Source organism: Tumebacillus lipolyticus (genome assembly GCF_042682745.1).
In the GTDB taxonomy this organism is placed as follows: domain Bacteria; phylum Bacillota; class Bacilli; order Tumebacillales; family Tumebacillaceae; genus Tumebacillus_A; species Tumebacillus_A lipolyticus.
Window position 1 is genome coordinate 107,035 of the sequence record NZ_JBHUIO010000011.1, and the last position, 17,267, is coordinate 124,301.

At 55.9% G+C, this 17,267-nt stretch carries 22 protein-coding genes; 5 read left to right on the plus strand and 17 right to left on the minus strand.

The window, feature by feature from the left end:
* Nucleotides 1-97 precede the first annotated feature (97 nt).
* Nucleotides 98-976, plus strand: a complete 879-nt coding sequence (locus tag ACFSOY_RS16765) for a bifunctional 5,10-methylenetetrahydrofolate dehydrogenase/5,10-methenyltetrahydrofolate cyclohydrolase (protein ID WP_386048579.1) — start codon at nt 98-100, stop codon at nt 974-976.
* Entirely contained in the window at nt 963-1,589 is a 627-nt protein-coding gene (locus ACFSOY_RS16770; protein WP_386048581.1) for a cyclodeaminase/cyclohydrolase family protein, read from the plus strand. The genes ACFSOY_RS16765 and ACFSOY_RS16770 overlap by 14 nt, the downstream gene beginning before the upstream one ends.
* A 64-nt stretch (nt 1,590-1,653) precedes the next feature.
* On the opposite strand, the gene ACFSOY_RS16775 is transcribed toward ACFSOY_RS16770, so the two are convergent.
* From ACFSOY_RS16775 to ACFSOY_RS16800, 6 genes are all read right to left on the minus strand, one after another.
* A complete protein-coding gene (locus ACFSOY_RS16775) occupies nt 1,654-2,454 on the minus strand; it encodes a hypothetical protein (RefSeq protein WP_386048583.1) in 801 nt (266 codons plus the stop codon).
* A gap of 85 nt (nt 2,455-2,539) precedes the next feature.
* The gene (locus ACFSOY_RS16780) at nt 2,540-2,770 is read right to left on the minus strand and encodes a hypothetical protein (protein WP_386048584.1); all 231 of its coding nucleotides are present in this window, start codon (nt 2,768-2,770) and stop codon (nt 2,540-2,542) included.
* Nucleotides 2,771-2,870: 100 nt separating this feature from the next.
* The gene (locus ACFSOY_RS16785; protein WP_386048586.1) at nt 2,871-3,083 is read right to left on the minus strand and encodes a hypothetical protein; all 213 of its coding nucleotides are present in this window, start codon (nt 3,081-3,083) and stop codon (nt 2,871-2,873) included.
* Between the two features lie 46 nt (nt 3,084-3,129).
* Entirely contained in the window at nt 3,130-3,447 is a 318-nt protein-coding gene (locus tag ACFSOY_RS16790; protein ID WP_386048587.1) for a DUF4870 domain-containing protein, read from the minus strand.
* Nucleotides 3,448-3,514: 67 nt separating this feature from the next.
* Nucleotides 3,515-4,912: a tryptophanase gene (locus ACFSOY_RS16795; protein ID WP_386048589.1), complete on the minus strand. Its 1,398-nt coding sequence runs from the start codon at nt 4,910-4,912 to the stop codon at nt 3,515-3,517.
* Nucleotides 4,913-5,055: 143 nt separating this feature from the next.
* Complete coding sequence (locus tag ACFSOY_RS16800; protein ID WP_386048591.1) at nt 5,056-6,423, minus strand: sigma-54 interaction domain-containing protein; 1,368 nt, start codon at nt 6,421-6,423, stop codon at nt 5,056-5,058.
* Nucleotides 6,424-6,516: 93 nt separating this feature from the next.
* On the opposite strand from ACFSOY_RS16800, the gene ACFSOY_RS16805 reads away from it, so the two are divergent.
* A complete protein-coding gene (locus tag ACFSOY_RS16805; protein ID WP_386048593.1) occupies nt 6,517-6,786 on the plus strand; it encodes a hypothetical protein in 270 nt (89 codons plus the stop codon).
* On the plus strand, nt 6,783-7,577 hold the full coding sequence (locus ACFSOY_RS16810; protein ID WP_386048594.1) for a Cof-type HAD-IIB family hydrolase: 795 nt from the start codon (nt 6,783-6,785) through the stop codon (nt 7,575-7,577). Before ACFSOY_RS16805 ends, ACFSOY_RS16810 begins: the two co-directional genes overlap by 4 nt.
* A 17-nt stretch (nt 7,578-7,594) precedes the next feature.
* Here ACFSOY_RS16810 and ACFSOY_RS16815 read toward each other — a convergent pair whose 3' ends face one another.
* The 5 genes from ACFSOY_RS16815 to ACFSOY_RS16835 all read right to left on the minus strand — a co-directional run bounded on the left by ACFSOY_RS16815 (nt 7,595) and on the right by ACFSOY_RS16835 (nt 11,754).
* The gene (locus tag ACFSOY_RS16815; protein ID WP_386048596.1) at nt 7,595-9,367 is read right to left on the minus strand and encodes an ATP-binding protein; all 1,773 of its coding nucleotides are present in this window, start codon (nt 9,365-9,367) and stop codon (nt 7,595-7,597) included.
* Nucleotides 9,368-9,532: 165 nt separating this feature from the next.
* Entirely contained in the window at nt 9,533-10,606 is a 1,074-nt protein-coding gene (locus ACFSOY_RS16820) for a 5'-3' exonuclease (protein ID WP_386048598.1), read from the minus strand.
* Nucleotides 10,607-10,627: 21 nt separating this feature from the next.
* On the minus strand, nt 10,628-10,933 hold the full coding sequence (locus tag ACFSOY_RS16825) for a hypothetical protein (protein WP_386048600.1): 306 nt from the start codon (nt 10,931-10,933) through the stop codon (nt 10,628-10,630).
* Between the two features lie 99 nt (nt 10,934-11,032).
* Nucleotides 11,033-11,395 carry a hypothetical protein gene (locus tag ACFSOY_RS16830; RefSeq protein ID WP_386048601.1) on the minus strand — a complete coding sequence of 121 codons (363 nt, stop codon included), beginning with the start codon at nt 11,393-11,395 and terminating at the stop codon, nt 11,033-11,035.
* A gap of 20 nt (nt 11,396-11,415) precedes the next feature.
* A complete protein-coding gene (locus ACFSOY_RS16835; RefSeq protein WP_386048603.1) occupies nt 11,416-11,754 on the minus strand; it encodes a VOC family protein in 339 nt (112 codons plus the stop codon).
* A gap of 127 nt (nt 11,755-11,881) precedes the next feature.
* Here ACFSOY_RS16835 and ACFSOY_RS16840 point away from each other — a divergent pair, with 127 nt between their 5' ends.
* Nucleotides 11,882-13,477: an amidohydrolase gene (locus ACFSOY_RS16840; protein ID WP_386048605.1), complete on the plus strand. Its 1,596-nt coding sequence runs from the start codon at nt 11,882-11,884 to the stop codon at nt 13,475-13,477.
* Nucleotides 13,478-13,510: 33 nt separating this feature from the next.
* Here the strand turns inward: ACFSOY_RS16840 and ACFSOY_RS16845 are convergent, their stop codons facing one another.
* The 6 genes from ACFSOY_RS16845 to ACFSOY_RS16870 form a co-directional block, all read right to left on the minus strand.
* Entirely contained in the window at nt 13,511-14,038 is a 528-nt protein-coding gene (locus ACFSOY_RS16845) for an acyl-CoA thioesterase (RefSeq protein WP_386048606.1), read from the minus strand.
* 197 nt (nt 14,039-14,235) lie between these two features.
* Nucleotides 14,236-14,796 (minus strand): GNAT family N-acetyltransferase, encoded by a 561-nt coding sequence (locus tag ACFSOY_RS16850; protein WP_386048608.1) that lies wholly within the window; start codon nt 14,794-14,796, stop codon nt 14,236-14,238.
* Between the two features lie 166 nt (nt 14,797-14,962).
* Nucleotides 14,963-15,358 (minus strand): VOC family protein, encoded by a 396-nt coding sequence (locus tag ACFSOY_RS16855; RefSeq protein WP_386048610.1) that lies wholly within the window; start codon nt 15,356-15,358, stop codon nt 14,963-14,965.
* A gap of 24 nt (nt 15,359-15,382) precedes the next feature.
* On the minus strand, nt 15,383-15,928 hold the full coding sequence (locus ACFSOY_RS16860) for a GNAT family N-acetyltransferase (protein ID WP_386048612.1): 546 nt from the start codon (nt 15,926-15,928) through the stop codon (nt 15,383-15,385).
* Between the two features lie 124 nt (nt 15,929-16,052).
* Nucleotides 16,053-16,358: a rhodanese-like domain-containing protein gene (locus ACFSOY_RS16865; RefSeq protein ID WP_386048613.1), complete on the minus strand. Its 306-nt coding sequence runs from the start codon at nt 16,356-16,358 to the stop codon at nt 16,053-16,055.
* Between the two features lie 86 nt (nt 16,359-16,444).
* Nucleotides 16,445-17,017 (minus strand): DJ-1/PfpI family protein, encoded by a 573-nt coding sequence (locus ACFSOY_RS16870; RefSeq protein WP_386048615.1) that lies wholly within the window; start codon nt 17,015-17,017, stop codon nt 16,445-16,447.
* Nucleotides 17,018-17,267: the final 250 nt, after the last annotated feature.

Consider the following 17,267-nt stretch of genomic DNA (forward strand, 5'->3'; position numbering starts at 1 on the left):
GCAGAAATGGGACGTGTATAATCGGTAACAACAGAAAAAATCGAACATTGCATTGCACCCTAGAATAAATTGTTCGCTATTTCAGGAGGATCGAAAGATGGCACAATCATTTAAAGGCAAGCCGGTAGCCGACCTCGTCCGCGAAGAGGTTATCCAAGAGGTGGCAGTTTGGAAAGCGGGAGGACATGCGCCCAAGATGGCGGTGCTGTTGGTCGAAGGCGACCCCGCTTCCTACCATTATGCGCAAGCGAAGGGCAAGGCGGCGGAGAAGCTCGGCATCGACTATGAGCTGCACACCTTTTCATCCGAAGTGACAGAGGACGAACTGCTGAAGACGATCGGACAGCTCAACGAAGATCAAAGCGTGCACGGCATCATGTTGGAACTGCCGCTTCCCAAGCATATCGACACGAAAAAAGCGACCGCAGCGATCGACCCGGCCAAAGACGTGGATGGGCTGACCCCGCACAACCGCCTTGCCACCGTCACCGGCGAGGCCGGACTGTACCCGGCGACACCGCAAGCTTGCATCCGCTTGCTCAAGCATTATGGTCACACGTTGGCCGGTAAAGATGTTGTGCTCGTCGGCCGTGGGGAGACGGTCGGTCTGCCTCTGATCCACCTGCTCCTGCGCGAAAATGCGACCGTGACCGTCTGCCACTCGCGCACACCCGATATCGGTGCGCACATCCGCAAAGCGGATATCGCATTTGTCGCGGTCGGTCGCAAGCGGCTGATCACCCCCGAGATGGTTCATCCGGACCTGCTGGTGATCGATGCGGGCATCAACGAGACGGAAGACGGAGGTATCACCGGCGATGTGGCACCCGAAGTGATCGACAGCGTCGCCGGCATGTCCCCGACGCCCGGCGGTGTCGGTTCGGTGACCACCGCCCTTCTGTTCGCCAACCTGATGCGGGCGATGAAGCTGCAAAACCTGCAAGCCAAGGAGGTCGAATGCAATGGCAACGTTTGATGAAACGATTCGCTCTTTTGTGAGCAGAGCAGCTTCTGACGCCCCGACGCCCGGCGGCGGCTCTGTCGCCGCGCTCGTCGCCGCGCTTGGCGCTTCGATGACCTCGATGGTCGGCAACTTGACGCAAGGTGCCAAGTTTAGCGAGGTAGAGCCGGAGATGAAGGCGATCGTCGCGCAGATGGAAGCAGCGATCACCAGTGCTGAACGGTTGCTCGAAGCGGATATGCTGACCTTCGACCGCTACATGAGCGCGCTCAAACTGCCGAAAGACACCGAGGAGCAAAAGGCGATCCGCGCCAAGTCGCTGCAGGAAGCGACAGAAAACGCGACCGAAGTGCCGACCAACCTCGCGCAGTTGTGCCTCGACGCGCTGCAAGCTTCGAAGACGATCGCCAAGACGGCGAACAAAAATGTGATCTCCGACCTCGGCATCGCAGCCTTCCTGCTCGAAGCGGCCGCACAGTCCGCCTTGCTGACAGTGGACATCAACCTGCCCGGTCTGAAAAATATTCAGCTTCGCACCACCTATCAGGAAAAACGCGATCAGATCGAATCATCGATCATCTCGTTGCGTGACGAGATCGTCACCACCGTTCGCGAGCGCTTGGCATAAGCACAACAAAGGAAGGCCGCCCCCAATTGAATGGGGGCGGCCTTGTCGTTTGTAAAGCTTGCTGTTACACCATGCGCGGGTCCAAGAGGAACGGATCGCTCACAAACCCGACCACGATCACAAAGAACAGATAGAGCGCAAACAGGATGAAGTAGAGGATCACATAGGTGATGAACGGGCCGAAGAACGCTTTGACTCCGGAGATGTTGTAGATTTTTTTGATCGCCAGGACGCGCACGATGATCATGTAGACGAACAGTCCGAGCGAAAGCAGTTGTGTCGCCGCGCTCCAGATGATCAACTTGATAATGATCATGGCAAAATCGGCTCCGAGCTCGTCGTCGCTCAGCAGCCCCATCTCACTCTGCTCCACCAGATCGATAAAGGACGACAGGTCGAAGAACATCGTAATGAAGGGCAGCGTGATCACCGAGGCGAGCACATAGATCCATGCGGTGTAAGGTTGAATCAGCGCCAACAGACGCCGCTTTTCCAAGCGCTCTGCCGGATCGGTCGGATACTCGTTCGCAGCGACCATGCGCAATCCGAGCACGACCAGCCACTCGAAGAAAAATCGAGCGAGCACATAGGTGAGCACGATCCCAACGAGGGCGAACACGCCGATGATTCCCATGCTCACATAGAGCACCGTCAGATCGAGCGGTTCTAAGGCCACCTGATTGGCCATTTCGAAAAGTTCATTAAATTCAATCGCAAAGAAAATTCCAACCACGGCGAGACAGAGCAGATTGATCCCGACCAAAAACCAGGTCGCACCCCACGACTGACCCGATTTGCGCTCCTCAAGCAATCGATCGACCGTCGCTTGCGGGCGGAAAAGAATCATAAATAAGTTCTTGAACAAAAGAAGCGTCCACCTTTCCTCATCGCATCATAATGTTTTCCAATCAAAAACCGCCTCATCAACTCGCGCAGATGAGGCGGTTTTATCAGAGCCGCTGTGCCGTTTTGATAAACAGCGTTTCAGTGCCGCTTTGCCCGCAGATCGCACATTCGACCAAGCGAGACTCCCCTTTGTACGGATGTGCCATCGGATCGCCTTGGTCTATGTAGGCCATGACCTCTCCCGACTGCGGGTCCAGCTTGACCGACACAGGGTTTTGCTCACAGATATGAAACCTCATCTTGTTGTGGCAGCTCGGACACGCGTATGGATTCACTTGCCCACACCTCCTCAAACGAGATGTAGGTAGTATTCGGCAGCCCGACCTGCGCTATTCAGTTGGGAGGGATCGGGGACAGCTCGCCCCCGATCCTGTGTTACGCTCGGAGCAGCAGCACCACCTGATTCAACGCCGCTTCGTCCAAGCGGGTGGCGAGGCCGAGAAACAGCTTCTTCGCCTCCTGATCCTTGAGCTTGGCATACATCGACTTGGCAAGACCCAGCTTGACGAACAGCTCGTTCAGCTTCATGCGCGGAAGCTCCTGCAGCGACTGCCAGACGGAATCGAGCGTCTTCTGCCTGCTCTCCATAGATGCAGCACCCCTTTTTGGCTCAAGGATGCTAGTTAGCTTGCCCTCAGTCCAACCAATTACCCACCACCGGATAGCGGTAGTATTCGCCTTCGACCGAGCGGATGATCGCAATGATCGTCACGACAATGCCGAAGATCGCGATGACAGGCAAGAGCAGGAAGCCGATCAGCACGAGGCACAAGATCCACGCGACAATCCCTGCCACGAAGAGCGACGCATGGAAGATCAGCGCCTGCTTAGCATGATGTTTGACAAACTCATCCTCCTGTTTGATCAACATCAAGATGACCGGCAGCAGGATCGGAAAAAAGAAGTACGACACATGGGATAAGACCGCAAAAATCTTTGCTTCACTGGACAAAGTAAACGCCCCTTTCTCATATGGTTAATCATACGATACAGGGGCGAAAAAGTTTCGAAGTTTTGTCTTATTTGTGACTGTCGGTCAAATTTTGTACAGGCGCAAGGCGCGCGGTGAAGTGGCGCAAGATCTCCGGTTCGTACGTGAAGCGCACCCCTTCGATCTCATCCTTGCGCTCCAAGATGCGCGCAAACGTGTCGACGATAAAATCCATGTGGTTGTTCGTATAGGTTCGACGCGGGATCGTCAGGCGCAGAAATTCGACCGGCGAGATCAGCTCTTCACGCGTCTCCGGATCGCGGCCGAGCAGGAAGGAGCCGATCTCAACCCCGCGAATGCCGCCTTCCAGATAGAGCTCGTTGGCCAGCGCTTGCGCTGGGAAGTGCAGGTTCGGAATGTGCGGCAAAAGCGCTTTCGCATCGACGAACACCGCATGCCCACCTGTCGGGTATTGGATCGGCACCCCGATCTTGCGCAATTGCTCGCCCAGATATTCGACCTGACCGATGCGGTGTGCAAGATAGTCCTCTTCCACCCCTTCGCGCAGACCTTGCGCCAGCGCTTCCATGTCGCGGCCGGACAGCCCGCCATAAGTGGGGAAGCCTTCAAAGGGAACGACCATCGACTGGCACTTCGTGTAGAGCTCCGCATCCTCTTTGATCGCGATCATGCCGCCCATGTTGACCAGCCCGTCCTTTTTCGCCGACATGGTCAGTCCGTCCGCATAGGAGAGCATCTCGCGAACGATCTCCTGCACAGACTTATCGCCATATCCCTCTTCGCGCTGCTTGATGAAATAGGCGTTCTCCGCATAGCGCGCCGCGTCGAAGAACAGCGGGATCTGATGCTTGCGAGCGATCTCGTGCACGCCGCGGATGTTTTCCATCGACACCGGCTGACCTCCAGCCGAATTGCAGGTGACGGTGATCAGGATGAACGCGATCTCGCCTGCCGTCTTCTCTTCGATAAACGCATCCATCTTCGCCAGATCGAAGTTGCCCTTGAACGGATGGTAGGTCGAAGAATCGTACGCGTCCTCGATGACGAAGTTCAGCGCGCGACCTTTCGCCAGCTCAATGTGCGCCTTTGTCGTGTCGAAGTGCATGTTGCCGAGCACGTACTGCCCCGAATGCTTGATGATCAGCGGGAACAGCACCTGTTCAGCACCGCGCCCTTGGTGAGTCGGGATCAAGTATTGATAGCCGAGCACATCCTGCACAGATTTCTCCAAGCGGTAAAAGCTTTTCGAGCCCGCATAGGACTCATCCCCCACCATCATCGCGCCCCATTGCGCATCGCTCATCGCACCCGTTCCGGAGTCGGTGAGCAGATCGATATATACGTCCTCAGAGCGCAACAGGAACGGGTTGTAGCCCGCCTCTTTCAGCTTCTCAACGCGCTCTTCACGAGGAATCAGACGAATCGGTTCCACCATCTTAATCTTGTACGGTTCTGCCAAACGCATGAAGTCATCTCCTCCTGCCCCTTTGTCGAAAAATAGTTAATGCAAAAATCATGCCAACTATTTTTCTGCCGATTGGCGTGGACGGAGTTGCAGCTTCGAGTTTGAGAAGTTGCAGCTTTGTTTCAAAACGAGACAATGATGTATCAAAATGATACATCATTGTCTGACAAACCGTATTTTTCGAGTTTTCGGTACAGCGTCGCGCGGGAGAGCCCGAGTGCGTCAGCCGCCTCCCCTTTGGTTCGAAACGTGCGCAGCGCTTGGCGCAACAGTTTTTCTTCCACCTCTTGCAGCGTGGGAAACGTCCGTTCCGCCGCCTGTGCGAGCGGCACATCTGCCACCGCTTGATCCCCGAAGCGCTTGGGGAGATCGTGCGTGTCGATCAGTCCGTCCTCATCGAAGATCGCCGCCTGCTCCAGCACGTTTTCCAGCTCGCGAATGTTGCCCGGCCAAGCGTAGCGACGAAGCGCCTGCATCGCGCTGTCGCCGATCCGAAGCGGCGGCAGGCCCAGCTTTTTGGTGATCTTGTTGAGCGCGTACGTAGCGAAGAGCGGGATGTCCTCCCTGCGCTCCCGCAGCGGCGGAAGGTGGATGCTCACCACCTCCATCCGGTAGTACAGATCTTCGCGGAACGTTCCCGCAGCGACGCTCTCGCGCAAGTTGTGGTGCGTGGCAAACAGGAAGCGCACATCGACCTTTTTGGTGACCGATCCACCAACAGGTCGAATCTCCTGAAACTGCAGGGCGCGCAGCAGCTTCACCTGCAGGTGCAAGCTCATGTCACCCACCTCATCGAGAAAGAGCGTGCCGCCGTCCGCCAGCTCGAACACGCCGGGGCGCCCGCCCTTTTTCGCCCCGGTGAAAGCGCCCTCCTCGTGGCCGAACAGCTCGCTTTCCAACAGGTTTTCCGGGATCGCCGCACAGTTGATCGGCACAAACGGCATGCCTTTGCGCGGGCTTTGCTCGTGGATGTAGCGCGCGATCACCTCTTTGCCGGTGCCGCTCTCCCCTTGGATCAGCACCGGCGAGGAAACGCGGGCCGCCTTTGTCGCCAGCGCGAGCGCCTTTTGCATGCCTTCGCTCTCGCCGACGATCATCCCGCCGCGCCCCTCCGCATCGATCAGGCGCTCCAGATGCTCGATCGTCTCGTTCGCCTTCGAGAGCTGCTGTGCCAGTCGGCGCAAGTCTGTCTCATCGCGAAACACAGACACCACGCCGACCAGCTCCCCCTGCTCGCGAACGGGCACGATGTTCGACACGACCAGATGCTCGCCCACTTGGGTGCGAATGCCGATGCACGGCTCCCCTGTCACCAGCACGTCTACGATGTGCGCGCTGGGTATCGCATCTTTCACATGCCGACCGACCAGTTGCTCCCGCTTCAACCCCGTGATCCGTTCATTGGCCGGGTTCACGTACACGATGCGCCCCTGATCGTCGATCGCCGCCACCCCGTCGTACACATGGTCCAACACGGCTGCTGCCGTCCGCATCAACTCGTTCATCCCCATGTCCGCACCTCCTCAGCCTTCCCTGTCATTGTATCAGAAATCGGATGCCTTCTCGCAGTGGAAGTGGTATCATGTCAACGAGGTGAATCACAGATGTCCTACAAAGCGACCGTACACATCCATCCACGCGGAGAAAAAGCCATGCAGGTGGCGACCGCACGGGTGGCATTTTTAAATGGGGAACTGCAGCTGTTCGAAGTCGAAACGCCAGATGGCATGCTGTGGGAAGGCCCGCTGGAAGCGGATGAGCTGGGGCGGATGCTCGAATGCGCCTACCTCGTCCTGCTCGAAGATGGACGCAAATACCGAGTCGCACCGCAAGAGATGAGCGACAAGTGGTATGTGCAGAGGTTGTCCTCATGATCCGCATCGTATTTTTCGATGTGGACGGCACACTGCTGAGCGACAAGGTCGTCCCCGATTCGACCCGACACGCGATCTCGCTGTTACAAGCGCAGGGCATCACGACTGCCCTCGCCACCGGACGGCCTGAGTTTGAGCTGCACGAACTGCGCGAGCAACTCAGCATCGACTGGGCGATCACCTGCAACGGCGCTCATCTCGGTCATCGCGGTCAGACAGTGACGGGCACTGCGTTTTCCACAGAGCGGATCGACGAATGGGTGGAGCGCGCCCAGCGCACACCTGGCCACACGCTGCTGCTCTATGGTGCCCAACATACTTTTTCCACAAGCTCGATCGCCGACTGCCCCTACCTGTCCCAAGCGGATGAGGAGATCGGCTTTTTAGAGCCGATCCCGGTGAGTGAGGCTGGCCGATTGCCGGAGATCTACCAATGCATTCTGTTCGCGCCAGAGGAAGAAGCCAGCCCTTACACGGAGCGCTATGCGGACGAGCTGTATCAGCACCGCTGGCACCCGTGGGCGCTCGATCTTACCCCCCAAGGGATCAACAAATCGACAGGCGTGCAGCTGTTGCTCGATCGCTTGGGCATCTCCCGCGAGGAAGCTGCCGCGTTTGGCGATGGCAAAAACGACCTGGAGATGATCCAACATGTCGGCCTGGGGATTGCGATGGGCAACTCCTGTCCCGAATTGCTCGCTTGCGCTCGCCATGTGACCGCCCATGTCAAGGATGACGGCATCCTGCAGGCTGTCACCAACCTGATCTTGCCAAAGAGCCTCCGCGTCTAAGCGGAGGCTCTTTTTCTTCATTGCGCAAACGGGATGCCGATCACAAAGATCGTCCCCACCCCTTCTGTCGAGCGCACGGTGAGCATGCCGCCATGCCCTTCGATGATCCGGTGCGAAATCGGCAGCCCGAGGCCTGTGCCATGCTCTTTCGTCGTGTAAAACGGCTCGAAGATGTGCGACAGATCTTCTGCCAGAATCCCCGGCCCTTCATCGATCACTTCAAAATTCACGATGCTCGCCTCCACCTTGACGCGCAAGACGAGCTTGCCGCCCGGCGGGGTGACGTCGAACGCGTTTTTGCAGAGGTTGAGAAACACCTGCTTCATCTGCTGAACGTCGAGGTGCAACGAGGGCAGATCGCTCGGCGCGTCCACTTCGAGCATCACCCCGCGCAGATTGGATTCCGACTCGACCAAGCGCAGCACATCGATCAAAAAGGTCTGCGTGTCGACCAACTGTCGCTGCGGCGCTTGCGGGCGGGAGACCATCAGAAAATCGGAGAGGATCGTGTTCGCCCGATCGAGCTCCGGGATCAGCAGCTTGACGGTCAGATCATGAAAATTGTCCGGTTGGACGGAGCGCGACGCAAAAAGCTGTAAAAAGCCGAACACGGTGGTCAGCGGGTTGCGGATCTCATGGGCGATGCCCGCCGCAAACTGGCCGATCAGCGCAAACTTTTCATTGCGCATCATCGCCTCGCGCATCGCCAGCAACTCGGTCTGATCGTCGATGATCAGGATGTACCCGACGGGCACCCCGTGCGCATTTTTGATCGGGTTGCCGTCGATGCGAATCGTCAGCCCTCGACCGTTCAGCGTGATCGAATACTCTAGGCTCCTGATCGGGAGCCCGCGCTTCATCGCCGAGTAGAGCTTCGAATGGCTCATATCCTTTTCGGTGTAGCGCTGATACAGTTCGAGCACAGAGGTGCCCAACACCTGTTCGGCAGACAGCCCAAAGATCTCCTCCGCCTTTTTGTTGTAAGCGGTCAGCGAGAAATCTTGATTCAAGATCAACAGACCGCTGTTCATCGAGTTGAGCACAAAAGAAAACTGCTTGTGCAGGTTGTACAGCCGCTCCTTCTCGCTGACCGCCGGATAGACGATCGTCATCGAGCCGGTCACAGCTCCCGCCTCATCGAGCAGTGGGATCATCTCTTTTTCGATCAGCAGCAACCCATCTTCTTCTGAGGTCATCTCCGTGCGCAGCTTGACAGGCTCGCCGGCCATCACCTTGCGCCATGTGCCGTCCGGCTCCTGAGAACGGCTGTCCCTGACTCGCAGTTCCGCCCGCGTCATGCCGATCACCTCTTCGCGCGTCAGCTTGGTCGACTTGATCGCAAGGTCGTTCGCAAACTGCAGACGCCCCTCCTGATCATAGATCGTCACCGAGAACGGCAACTGCTCCAGGATCTGGTTGCGCTCCTGCACGATCATCCTGTTGATCTTCGCTTCCTGCCATGCATGAAACCCGAGCACCATACGATTCATATAGGTGTTAATCTTCGCAGAGAGATAGAGCATGCGCCCAAACGCTTCCTGTTCCTCATGCGAGAGCGGATAGTTTCGCATAATATGAGTGAAAATCGTCTCGTGAAACATGGTGCCGAGCTCCAACACCATCTCCAATGTCATGTTCCGGCTGCCCATCAAATAGCCAAACTCTTGCCCATATTCAAAAAACGGAATCCATGATTGCTCATTCCGCTCGCCTGTCGCCATCACTTCATTCACAAAATGGATCAACTCCCGAACGTGTTGGGAGTACGAGAGGTACTCATCTTCTTGCATGTAAGTACCTAAATCCTTCCAAAAAATCTTAAGGATCGATTCGACCACATTTACTCCCCTCCACATCGGAAGAATTTACTCCATTTAAATTTGACATTTAGCATAAAAAATCCTTCCTGTAAAAGTGAACAACAAAAAATCCCATGTCCATTAAGGACAGGGATCTTAGGAGTTCTCGACGCTGCCAGCAGCCGTTTTGCGTTTGCGCGAGCGGCGCCTTCTCTTTCTTTTTTTGCTTTCCTCACTGGAAGAAGCGGCCGTTTCACCAGACGCGTCCTCCACTTTCTCGATCGGTTGGGCGGAAGGATCGGCCTGTGGCACCTCTTTTGGAGCGCTGTTCGGCCGTTTTTTGCGCTTCAGTTTCTGCCGGGGTTTGTCCGCTCCGTCGACCGTCCGCTCCGCCGGGCGCTCCTTTTCCTGCCCATCCATCCACGCGCTGACCAGATAGTCTTCCCAGCGCAGGTGAAAGTGCAGATCGCAGATGATGCGAGCCAAGCGCAAGTTGTTCACCACATGGTCGCGGTGGCGCAAGATCAGCGCTTCCGTCTTGTTCTTGCCCTTTTCCAGCGCCAAAAACTGCTCGATGTCCGGATACTTCTCGATCACGCGCAGCACGTTGGGACGCCGCAGACCGGAGATCCCCTTGATGTTGTCGGTGCGATCCCCGAGCAATGATTTGATCGCCGGCACCTGCTCAGGCCCCACATCGAGCAGCTCTTTCACATTTTTCTCCGTCACCCAGGAGCCGGTAAAAATGCCCGAATTGATCAGGTACAGCTGAGTCTTGGCAGACACCAACTGCGCCAGATCCATGTCGCCGGAGAGCAGGATGACCTTCCGGCAGCGATGCAGCGCTTCCGCCCGCGCGGCGATCGTGCCGAGCAGATCATCGCCTTCGTGGTTGGACGCGAATAAATAAGGGATGTTCTCCTCGCGAAACTGGGCGTAGATGCTCTGTTTCAGCGGATGAACTTCCTTCGGTCGCTCGCGGCGGTTCGCTTTGTAGATCGGCGAGATCTGATGACGGAAATTGGTCGCGTCATTGTCAAAGATCACGCACATGTGCGTAGGTCGAAAGCGTCTGACCAGCTTCTTGATGATCTTCGTATACTGGGCGGACGTCTTTTCCACAATCTCCGCGGTCGCTTCCTCATAGTCGCCACGCTTCTTCGCCTTGGCGATAAAACGATACAAGACCGAATACATGATGTGATTGCCATCGATCAGCAAAAGTTGCAAAAGTATAGCCTCCTAAAGCTCTTACAGCTCATCTTCAAGATCTTCTAAGATCATCATCAGATCGGATCGAAGCACATGACCTGCCTCTTCGAGCGTCAATTGTTGCATCGGGATCGTCGCGCCACCTTGCACGAGTTGGAACAGGGCCATCTTCTCCTGCATTACCACCTGAAACTGCACATCTTCCAGCAGATGGCTGTATTCGACGAAAAGCAGGCCTGCCGCAAGCTCCTTGGGCTGCTGGGGTGAATGAGTCCGTTCAAAATTGCCCATGCGCTCCGGCAGCGGCGTGTGCTGCATCATCGTCACCAGTTCTTCGTGCGTCATCTTTCAGATCCCCTCTCTACCCGTCCGTACGATCATCTCTACTCATTATGCGCCATTCATGCAAAAAAAGACAGCGTTTCATTCCGCTGCCTCTCCCGATTATTTTTCTCTGTTGGTATGCTCTTCTGCGATGCCTGCGCCTTCCGCTTCGAAAACTGGCGAAACGTACTGTTCGACGTTCTTCCAGATGTTCAGATCATTGATGATGCTCGCAACGCGAAAGATCTCCTGGTACAGATCGCAGACGGTGTCCCAATCCTCTTCCTGTGCAGCCGCCAGCTGTTTCTTGTTGATCACCGCTTCCAGCTCGTGCACGCGATCTGGAATCCTCGACTTGATGCGCTCCCACTCTTCGATCATCACTTCCTGCTCATCTCGGCTGTACAGCAACCAGTCGAGCGAAAGTTGCGGCAAGTGGATGCCAAGCCGCTCATCTAGGACAAACTCCCACGCTTTGCTCATTCTACCGCCTTCTTCCCGCTTTAGAAATGCGCTTTCGCCAAATCTTCAAACACACTGCGAGCTAAAATATTCAAATCACAGGCGACGCTGGCAAAATCCATCATCTGATCGTTCAGCTGATGCATCTCCTCTTCGTCCTGTGCCGTGTAAATCGCTTCGATGCGATCCATCATCATCACTTCAAGCTCGGCCACTCGGTCGGTGAGCGCCGAACAGATCAACACCCATCTGGCGGCGATCCGCTTGCGCTCCTCCTCGGTAAAGCGGCTCCAATCCAGATCGGAGTTCAGCGTATAGATGCCAAGACGTGCATCGAAAGTAAAAGCTTCTGCGAACGGTCTTTGGCTATATTCGTTCATTCAGTTCCCTCATTTCTACAAGTCCTACTTCCTTGTATTGTAGAACTTCGCCCATGAAGGGTCAACGGTATCTATTACCGCCCTGCATATTTTCTTGTACAATTGAGAGAAAAGGAGGATTCTGCTGATGAAGACGATCTATACGAACGGCATGATCTACACGATGGATAGCCGCGAGCCGCAAGCGACCGCTTTGGCGATTGAAAACGGCCGAATCCTCGCGGTCGGCACGACGGAGGACATCCGCTTGCAGTGCGGACGCGCCGATGTCGAGGAGATCGACCTTGGAGGCGCGACCGTCCTGCCCGGCCTGATCGACAACCACCTGCACGTCGCCAACCACGGCATCAAGCTATCCACCCTCGACTTCACCTCCGCAACCTGCGTGGCGGAGATGTTGAAGATGCTGCGTGAATGGGTGATCACCGTGCCGCAGGGCGAATGGGTGGTCGGCGTCGGGTGGAACGAAAATCAATTTTCCGATCGCCGTCCGCCCAGCTTGCGGGAGCTGAACGAATCGGCTCCCCATCATCCGCTCCTGCTGACCCGCGTCTGCAACCACGCCTACCTCGCCAACTCGCTCGCCTTTGAGCGCGCAGGCATCACCGGGACGACTGCCGATCCGGCGGACGGCTCCTTCGGGCGCGATGCGTCTGGCGATCTGAACGGCATGATCTATGAAAACGCATCCCAGCTGCTGAAAGACCTGATTCCCAAGCGCAGTCGCAGCGAGCTGAAAGACGTCCTGCGCCGCGGCGTTCAGCATGCCACGTCCTGCGGGCTGACCAGCGTGCACACAGAAGACCTCCGCGAGCTGGACGGGTTTGTCAACACCTGGGAGCTCTACCGCGAGCTGATCGTCGAGGAGGACCTACGACTGCGCAGCAACCTGCTGATCTACTATCCGCACCTCGACGAGTTGAAGGCGACCGGGCTGACCACCGGCGATGGCGATGAATGGGTCAACATCGGCGCGCTGAAGATCTTTGCGGATGGCGCGATGGGCGGGCGCACCGCCCTGATGACCAAGCCGTATGCGGATGCGCCGCACACGTTTGGCACGGCGATCGTGTCGCCAGAGGAGCTATTGCGGATCGCAAGCCTCGGGCGGGCGCATGGGATGCCGATCGCCGTCCATGCGATCGGCGATGGCGCGACCGACATGGTGCTCGATGCGATCGAAAAAAACAGCGTCGCCGGACATCGCCACCGCCTGATTCATGCGCAGGTGTTGCGCCCCGAGCAGATCGAGCGGATGAAAAAGCTGGGCGATACGCTGGCGCTCGATCTGCAGCCGCGCTTTGTCGCCTCCGACTATCCGTGGGTGATGGAGCGCATCGCAGCGGAGCATCTGCCGACATCCTATGCGTGGAAGACGCTGCTCGACGCGGGGTTGCTCTGCGGAGGCGGCTCCGATGCGCCGATCGAGCCGATCGAACCGCTGCTCGGCCTGCATGCGGCAATCACGCGCAGGTCGCCAGGTGACACGCACGCCGGCTATCAGCCGGAGCAGAAGCTGTCCGTCCGGGAGGCGGTGCGCCTGTTTACAGTCGGCGGCACGTACGCCACGCGGGAAGAGGAAGTCAAGGGCACGATCGCACCAGGCAAATTTGCCGACCTGACCATCCTCGACCGAAACATCATGATCGAAGAGCCTGATGCGCTCTTAGCAGCGAAAGTCGTCCGCACCGTCATCGGCGGCAAGACAGTCTATGAAAAATGACAAGAGTCTGGGGATATCCCCAGACTCTTGTTTTTAACGATCCCACGGCTTTTTCTGGCTGAACTCCTCGGCCAGCTTTTTCCGCTCCTCGCGACGGGCGCGACGCGCTTCAGCACGGGACGGAGCGCTCTCATAGAGCCGCTTCTCCTCCGAAGTCTCCGGCGTCACGTGCGGTACAGGGGTCGGTCGATTGTCATCATCGAGCGCGACAAAAGTCAGAAAGGATGTCGCGCACAGCAGGCGATGTCCGGTCAGCAGATCTTCTGCCGTCACCTTGACAAACACTTCCATCGACGTCTTGTGCGTCCATGTTACGTACGATTCGAGGCAGATCGAGTCGCCTTCCTTGATCGGATTCAAAAAGTCTACCGAGTCGGTCGATGCGGTGACGACGCGCTTGCGGCAATGCCGCATCGCGGAGATCGCCGCGATATCATCGATATAGGCCATGACCTTGCCGCCAAACATGGTGCGGTGGTTGTTCGTATCGGGCGGCAATACGATGCTCGCTTTGACCGCTCTGGATTCGCTCGCTCTTTTCGATGCCTGTTGTTCGATCATCTCAATCTCCTCTTTTCTATCTCAACTCCCTTCATTATAACCAAACTGAGCGTTTGTGCACCTTTTGTAATTTTCTAAATAAATAAAGGTGGAAATGATCATTGCCATCCAAGGGCAAAACAAAACCCCTTTCTGAAAACGGACTGAACAAGAGCTTTCCACCGACGATCTGGAGATCATAATTCAGTTCCTACCGTTCAACTTTTCGCTTTGGCTTCAAACTCGCTCTTCAGCATGGAGAACATCACCGAATCGTGATAGCGCCCGCCAAAAAACATGTATGCTCGCAAGATGCCCTCCTGCGTGAAACCGCCCTTTTCCAGCACGCGCAACGAACCGACGTTTTCTGGCGAGACCAGCCCCTCGATGCGGTTCAGGTTCAGTTGATCGAACCCATACCCCAACACCGCCTGCAGCGCTTCGCTCATCACGCCTTTTCCCCACAAGGAACGGTTGAGCTCATAGCCGACTTCGGCGCGAGACGATTCTCGATCAAAGCGGTGAAACCCGATCGTGCCAATCAACCGATCCTCTTCACGAAAGGTGATCGCCCACCTGATCGCCCGGTCCTCCTCAAATGCTTGCAGGCGCCCCTCGATCGTCTGCACCGCCTGCTCAAGCTGCGTCAAAGGCTCCATCCCAAAATATCGCATCGTCTCTTCATCCGAAAAGTTTGCAAAAAAATCACCCGCATCTGTCTGGCGCAACTTTCTCAACACCAAGCGCTCCGTCTGCAACGTCGGAAAACTTTTCACCATCGTCCACTCCCATCCAACTCTACTTTAATGATCAATTAATTCCATCTTAACACATTCCAACTCCTCGCCAAGACACACCCTCCGGCATTGCCAAAAAACCAACAAAAAGCGTGTAGACCTCGCACCAAGAGCACGCTGTCTACACGCGATAAACTTAGCCTTCCTCCTACAGATCACCTTTCGTCTCGAACAGCTCCAGCCATTCTCCTTCTTGGCCGTGGAAGAACATGTAGCGCGATCCGTTGGGCAGCGTGGTGATCTCCTGATCGATCCACTTTACATCATGCTGCTTCAACCGCTCGATCTCCGCTTCGAGGTTGTCCACCTGAAAGGCGAGATGATGAACCTTGCCCTCTTGCGGCAGGTTGCCATCATACCCCTGAATCAGTTCCAACTGCGTCTGTTCCGCCCCAGGAAAGCGGAGGAATGCCAGCTCGATCACGCCGTTCGTATGCGCGATGCGGTCGACCAATTCCATGTTTAACACTTCCGTATAAAACTTGATCGATGCTTCCAGATCTTGCACCATCAGGCCGACATGTTCAATCTTGCGAATCGCCATTCTGATCAACCTCCACGCTCATCTTTACGCTTCGAATTCGCTCTTCAACAGAGCGTACACCACCGCATCATGAAAGCGCCCGCCAAAATACATGTACTCTTTCAGCACGCCTTCCTTCGTAAAGCCGGATTTTTCCAACAGGCGAAGCGAGCCGACATTTTCTGGCGAGACCAGCCCCTCGATGCGATTGAGGTTCATCTGATCGAACCCATAGGGAAGCACTGCCAGCAGCGCCTCTCGCATCACGCCTTTCCCCCACAAGGAACGGTTGAGCTCATAGGCGATCTCCGAGCGAAACCAAGCGCGATCAATATGATGATACCCGATCGTGCCGATCAACCGATCCTCTTCACGAAAGGTGATCGCCCACCGAATCCCACGATCTTCCGCATAGGTCTGCAGGTTCTTCTCGATGATCGGTTCCACCTGTTCGAGCCGAGTCAGCGGGTCCATCCCAAAATATTCCATCGTCTTCGCATCTGACAAATTGGCAAAAATCGCGCCCGCATCTGTCATCCGCAACTCGCGCAACACCAAGCGCTCCGTCTGCAACGTCGGAAAACTTTTCACTATCGCTCACCTCGATCCAACTTCACTGAACTTTTAAAATTCGGTAGACTCTATTCTACCACGTTTCCCCAGCTCGCCAAGAACAACTTCGGACAAAAAAACCTCCCGACACACGGGAGGTTCGTCACGATTCATTCGGATAGGCGAGCATTCCGCCCGTCATGTTTTTCACATTGCGAAACCCTTCCATCGTCAAAACTTGACAGACTGCCAAACTTCTTCTACCGGAGCGACAGACAAAGATGATCTCTTCCCCGCGATCCCAATCTTGGTAGCTGTCCGCCAGTTCGAACATCGGTATGTGAATCGCCTCTCGGATCATCCCCTGTTCCACTTCTTCATCGGTCCGGATGTCGATGATCTTCAGCGCTTCCTTGTTTCGCAACCGCTCCGCCACCTCAGCGGGCAATATTTCTTGCACCTTGGACATCACGTGTTTCACCTCATCAGCAGGCCCTCTTGTCGCCCATAATGCTTCAGTCTATACCCTTAGTTCCTTTTTGAAAGTAATGAACCTCACATTCGACAACTTTGCCGATTTTGAAAATAATCGAACGTCTCCTCCTTGTCCGCCTCCGACTCAAACAGGTTCAACTGCTCATAGAGCGCAACGGCAAACTCTACATAAGCATTCCCTTTTGCGGTCACAAGATTGCCTGCGACCGTCACATCTTCATCGGTAAAGTGCTCCCAAGCGAACAGATTGGCAGCCGGCTCCTCCTCTTTCGTAAAGGAGGTGGTAAACTTGCTGTCCGCCAAAACGCCTGCCGCAGCCAACAGAGCAGGTCCGGCACAGATGGCGCCGATCAGTTTACCCTGGGCATGGAACGCCCTGATCAGATTCAAAACGGCCTGTTGATCGAGCAAGTGTGATAGATCGCCGCCTGGGATCGCCAGCAGATCATACTCGGATGGATCGACCTCGGAGAGCTGCACATGCGCGACAGTTCGAAAGTTTCCAGTTCCGGTCACAAAATCGGTCTCGCGATCGGCGACCATCTCGACTTCTCCCTTTCCTTTCATAAACAATCCCACCAGGTTGACCTCAAATTCAGCATACCCGTCGTAGATCAAGATCAAAGTTTTCATCGATCCACCCCTCCTCTTGATAACCGGCGCTCTGGCCGATCTGTACAGAAGCACAGAAAATATTCCTTCTCACCTTTTCGACTGCTCGCACATCCGCTCGCTCCGCAAGTTCAGCCATTCACTTCGACTGCGCCCAGCCTTTCCGCCCCTGTGAGAGACGTGTTCGCAGTACATATCTACTCGCAGAGGATTGCCGATGTTCCTCCTCTGGCAACACGCGCCCGCCCGCTCAAAAGGACGTAGTGCTCGC